Annotated in this window: 3 protein-coding genes and 1 pseudogene; 3 read left to right on the forward strand and 1 reads right to left on the reverse strand. The window is 69.4% G+C overall.

The genetic code is table 11. The features are described from left to right. The first annotated feature begins 71 nt into the window (after positions 1 to 71). The gene (locus tag ABZ319_RS40160) at positions 72 to 455 is read left to right on the forward strand and encodes a hypothetical protein (RefSeq protein WP_354991842.1); all 384 of its coding nucleotides are present in this window, start codon (positions 72 to 74) and stop codon (positions 453 to 455) included. Here ABZ319_RS40160 and ABZ319_RS40165 read toward each other — a convergent pair. Continuing rightward, positions 415 to 2,229, reverse strand: a complete 1,815-nt coding sequence (locus tag ABZ319_RS40165) for a DEDD exonuclease domain-containing protein (protein ID WP_354991843.1) — start codon at positions 2,227 to 2,229, stop codon at positions 415 to 417. The genes ABZ319_RS40160 and ABZ319_RS40165 overlap by 41 nt on opposite strands. A 631-nt stretch (positions 2,230 to 2,860) precedes the next feature. Between ABZ319_RS40165 and ABZ319_RS40170 the strand changes: the two genes are divergently transcribed. Next, on the forward strand, positions 2,861 to 3,460 hold the full coding sequence (locus tag ABZ319_RS40170) for a C40 family peptidase (protein ID WP_354991844.1): 600 nt from the start codon (positions 2,861 to 2,863) through the stop codon (positions 3,458 to 3,460). A 133-nt stretch (positions 3,461 to 3,593) separates the two neighbouring features. Further along, a pseudogene (locus ABZ319_RS40175) lies at positions 3,594 to 4,130 on the forward strand (protein p60 precursor); the annotation flags it as partial.

Raw genomic sequence — 4,130 nt, forward strand, 5'->3', positions numbered from 1 at the left:
CGTAATCGACTCGGGGCCTTCCCCGTTTTCCGGGTACCCGGGTTAGTCTCGGTGCGGGGAACGGGGGATTCGTGTCGATCGTGTGGTGGCAGTGGCTCGTGGCGGGGGCGGCGTTCGGGGGACGGCGGCTGTTGGCCCCGGGCTGGATCACCCTGTCGATGGTCGTGAAGGTCTGGCCGTTCGTGGCGTTGCTCGTGCCCCCGGTGGTGGCCGGATATCTGGTGTCACCGGGGATCACGCCGTGGCTGGTGTCGGCCGACGTGCTGTTGCTCGCGTATCTGCTCGTGATGCCCGATACCGATGACGCCGATGTGATTCTTCCGCTCATGCGGCTGGTGGGGCGGCGGTATGGGCCCCGGGAGTGGACCGGGGTGTTCGAATGGGCGGGCCGGGGATTGCTGGTGGCCTACGCGCTCATGCTGGCGGGGGTGTATCTGGCTGTGGCACTTGGGTGATCGGGTCGGGGTCGGCGGCGGCTTCGGCGCGGGCGGCCCAGGTGAGCCAGGGGCCCGCGCCGTGGCGGGGCTCGTGGTAGCCGTCGGTGGTGCGGACGATCCGGGTGCCGGGTTGTTCGAGCCAGCGGACCAGGAGGGCGGTTTCCTCGGGGAGGGCGCCGTGCAGCGGGGGATAGCGCGGCGGGTCGGGCTCGGGAGACGGGGATGAGATGAGTTCGGGCGCAGGGGGTTCTGGGGCGGCGGCGGGGAGGGGATTCAGGCGGGGCGGGATGACGGTTTCGGCGGCGGCCACCAGGCGGTCGACGGTGGGCATGGGGGAGATGCCGCGGGGAGCGTTGCCCGCGGAGGCCAGGCGGCCGTGGCGGATGACGGCGAAGTGCCAGCCGCCGGCGCCGTCGGGGTGGGCGGCGATCAGTTCGGGGATACGGGCCAGGGCCGAGAGGCGCTGGGTGCGGCGCAGTGCCCGGATCAGCGGGAGAGTGCGGTCCCGCAGGCGCGCGGCGGCCTCGAAATGCTCTGCGCGGGAGAGGATTTCGAGCTTCTCCTGAATCGTTTCGAGAATCTCGGGGGAGCGGCCGGTGAACAGGGCGCGGACGCGTTCGGGAGCGTGCGCGTACTCCTCTATATATAGGGGGGTGTTCTCGGCGCTCGCGGGGCAGCCGCCGACCACCGCGGGCGGGCAGTCGTGCTGTCCGGTACGCGGGAGCCGGGTGGTGCAGGTGCGCAGGCCGGAGTTCTCGGCGACGGTGACGCCGATCTCGACGGCCTCGGTGCGGGAATTGAAGGGGCCCAGCGCGTCCCGGGTCGGGGTGCGCGAGACGGCGAAGCGGGGGAAGGGCTCCTCGGTGAGGGTGAGCCACCACGCGCGCTGGGGGAACTTCGAGCGGCGGTTGTAGGGCGGGGCGTGCGCCAGCAGCAGACGCAGTTCGCGGACACCGGCTTCCAGGGCGTGCGCGCACTCCACATGATCGACGCGGGTGGCCAGCTGCACCATCTCGCGCATGCGCGGGCGGGTGTCCGATCCGGTGAAGTAGTTGCGCACGCGGCGGCGCAGATTCACCGCGGTCCCTATATAGAGGACTTCGTCCGACGGGCCGCGGAACAGATACACCCCGGGGGTGGCGGGCAGGTCCGCGGCGATCACCCGTTTGGCGCGCTGGCGGCGCGTCACCTCCGGCAGGTAGTCCAGCAGCTCGGTGAGGCTGTGCACGCCCTGATTCCCCACCCGTGCGATGAGCGCGTGCAATACGTCCACCGTGGCGCGCGCGTCGTCGAGCGCGCGGTGCGTCGGGCGGGTCTGCGCGCCGAGCAGTTCCGCGAGCGCCGACAGCTTCACCGAGGGCGCCTCGTCGCGCCCGAGGACCCGCCGGGCCAGCTGCACCGTGCACAGCACCTGAAAAGCGGGCCAGGGCACCTGCATCCGCGCCGCGGCGGCCCGCAGGAACCCGGTGTCGAAACGGGCGTTGTGCGCCACCAGCACGCATCCGGACGCGAACTCCAGGAATCCGGGCAGCACCTGCTCGATCCGGGGCGCGTCGTAAACCATGGCGGTGGTGATTCCGGTGATCTGCACGATCTGCGGGGTGATCGCCCGGCCGGGATTGACCAGGGTCGCGAACTCGCCCAGCACTTCGCCCCCGCGCACCTTCACCGCACCGATCTCGGTGATGGCGTCCCCATCCGGGCTGGTCCCGGTGGTTTCGAGGTCCACGATCACGAAAGTGGTCGCGTAGAGCGGGGTTTCGAGCTCGTCGAAGGCCAACTGTTCCGGCACGAGCCGAAATCGTAGGGCGGGGGTACGACACCCGGCACCCGTCCCGCCGCTACCAGCGGCGATACTTCTCCGGCCGGTCAGCGCGGCGGTTCGGGCCGCGCCTCGCCGCCCGGGACGAATCCGGGAAATGTCCGTTTATCTGCTCGAGATTCTCGAGATGCAATCCCCGGATTGCGAAAATATGCCAGTTTGTGACCAGGGTCACATTGATTCGGAAAGTGTATGAGTACCGACGGGTGTGGTGCAATCGCGACGACGATGGCGGGTGAGTGCTGTCTGAGAGGGCCCGCCTCGGTCCGGATGGCAAGTCGCCCGGTCAGGGCCTGATTATGCACGGCAGCGCTGAACTGCTGTTATAGGAGATCGTGCCTGCAAGGAGGGGTTGCCGAGCCCGGTAACTTACCGACGGGTAGCGGTTCGGACGCTCCTGGCAATTCGGGCGTTGTTATCTTTTCGTGATTGCTGTGACGTTTGTCGCAGCGAAATGACGGCGCCTAACAATTCCAGGCCACCCGGCGTTGGTCGCGGCTTTACAAAGCACCGTTATCGGCTCGTAATCTTCCTGAGACCTCGCGGAGTCCGACCCACCAAACCGGTGCGGCGTCGCGGGGCAGATTGGAAGTACCTCACCATGGCGACCAACACCGTCAAGCGGGCCCTCTCGGCCGGCGCCGTCGGCGCTGCCACGCTGAGCGCGCTGCTGCTGCCCGCTACGCCCGCCTCGGCGCAGCCGGTCACGATCCCCGGCGTCGGCACGTTCGATGTCCCGGACGCGGTCCAGCTGCCCCCGGGCATCCCCGGTGTGCCCGAGTCGATTCCGGTCACCATCCCCGCCATCCCCGGCGTCGAGATCCCCGGCGTCCCCGCCGCCCCGGCCGCTCCCCAGGTGAGCCCGCGCCAGGAAGTGGTCAACGCCGCGATGAGCCGAATCGGCTCGCCGTACGTGTACGGCGCCACCGGCCCGAACGCCTTCGACTGCTCCGGTCTGGTCAAGTGGTCGTACGCGCAGGCCGGAATCGAGCTGCCGCGCACCAGCTATGAGCAGCTCAACGCCGGTTACCCCGTGTCCGCCGACGCGCTCGAGCCCGGCGACGTGGTGTCGTTCTACGGCGGCGGCCACACCGGGATCTACGTGGGCGACGGCAACGTCGTGCACGCCTCGACCTCGGGTCAGCCGGTCAAGGTCGCCCCGATCTCGTCCATGCCGTTCGACGGCGCCCGCCGGATCTAGTACCAACCGCAGGTCTGTGACCTGCGGACGAAGCGGCGGCCGTAATGGTTCCGTGGCCTGCTGGACATATGCGGCCGCTGTTTCGTAATCTTATCGAGACCTTCTTTTCCGGCTTGGGGCAAGAGAACGGGACATGCCGACGGTGGCAGCGCAGCAGCGGAAGCAACGCACCAGACAACTGGTGGGTGGAGCCCTCACGGTGGGCGCCCTCGTGATCGGGAGCGCCGCGGCCGGGCCCGTCGTCGCGGATCCGGTGGCCGCGCCCACCACCGCGGGTGACGCCGTACAGCGATTGATCGACCTGTCTCGCCAGTCCGAGCAGCTCAATCAGGCCGCGCTGAACGCGCAGACCGATCTCGACACCAAGGTCGCCGCCGCCGAGGTCGCCGACACCGCCGCCGCCGACGCGGCCGGGGTGCTCGACGCCGCGCGCAACGAGATCAAACGCTTCCAGCCCGCGATCGATCGGGCCGCCACCGCCGCGCTCATGGGCAGCCGCACCAATCAGCTCACCTCGCTGCTGGTCAGCGATTCCCCGCAGCAGATGCTCGATCAGATGTCGGTCGTGGACCTGGTCGCCGCGCGCACGAACAATCAACTGAGCCAGTACAAGAAGGTGAGCGACGCCGCGGCCACCGCCGACGCCGCCGCCCGCGGCGCGGCCGATGCC

The organism is Nocardia sp. NPDC005978, from assembly GCF_040614455.1.
Taxonomy (GTDB): Bacteria; Actinomycetota; Actinomycetes; order Mycobacteriales; family Mycobacteriaceae; genus Nocardia.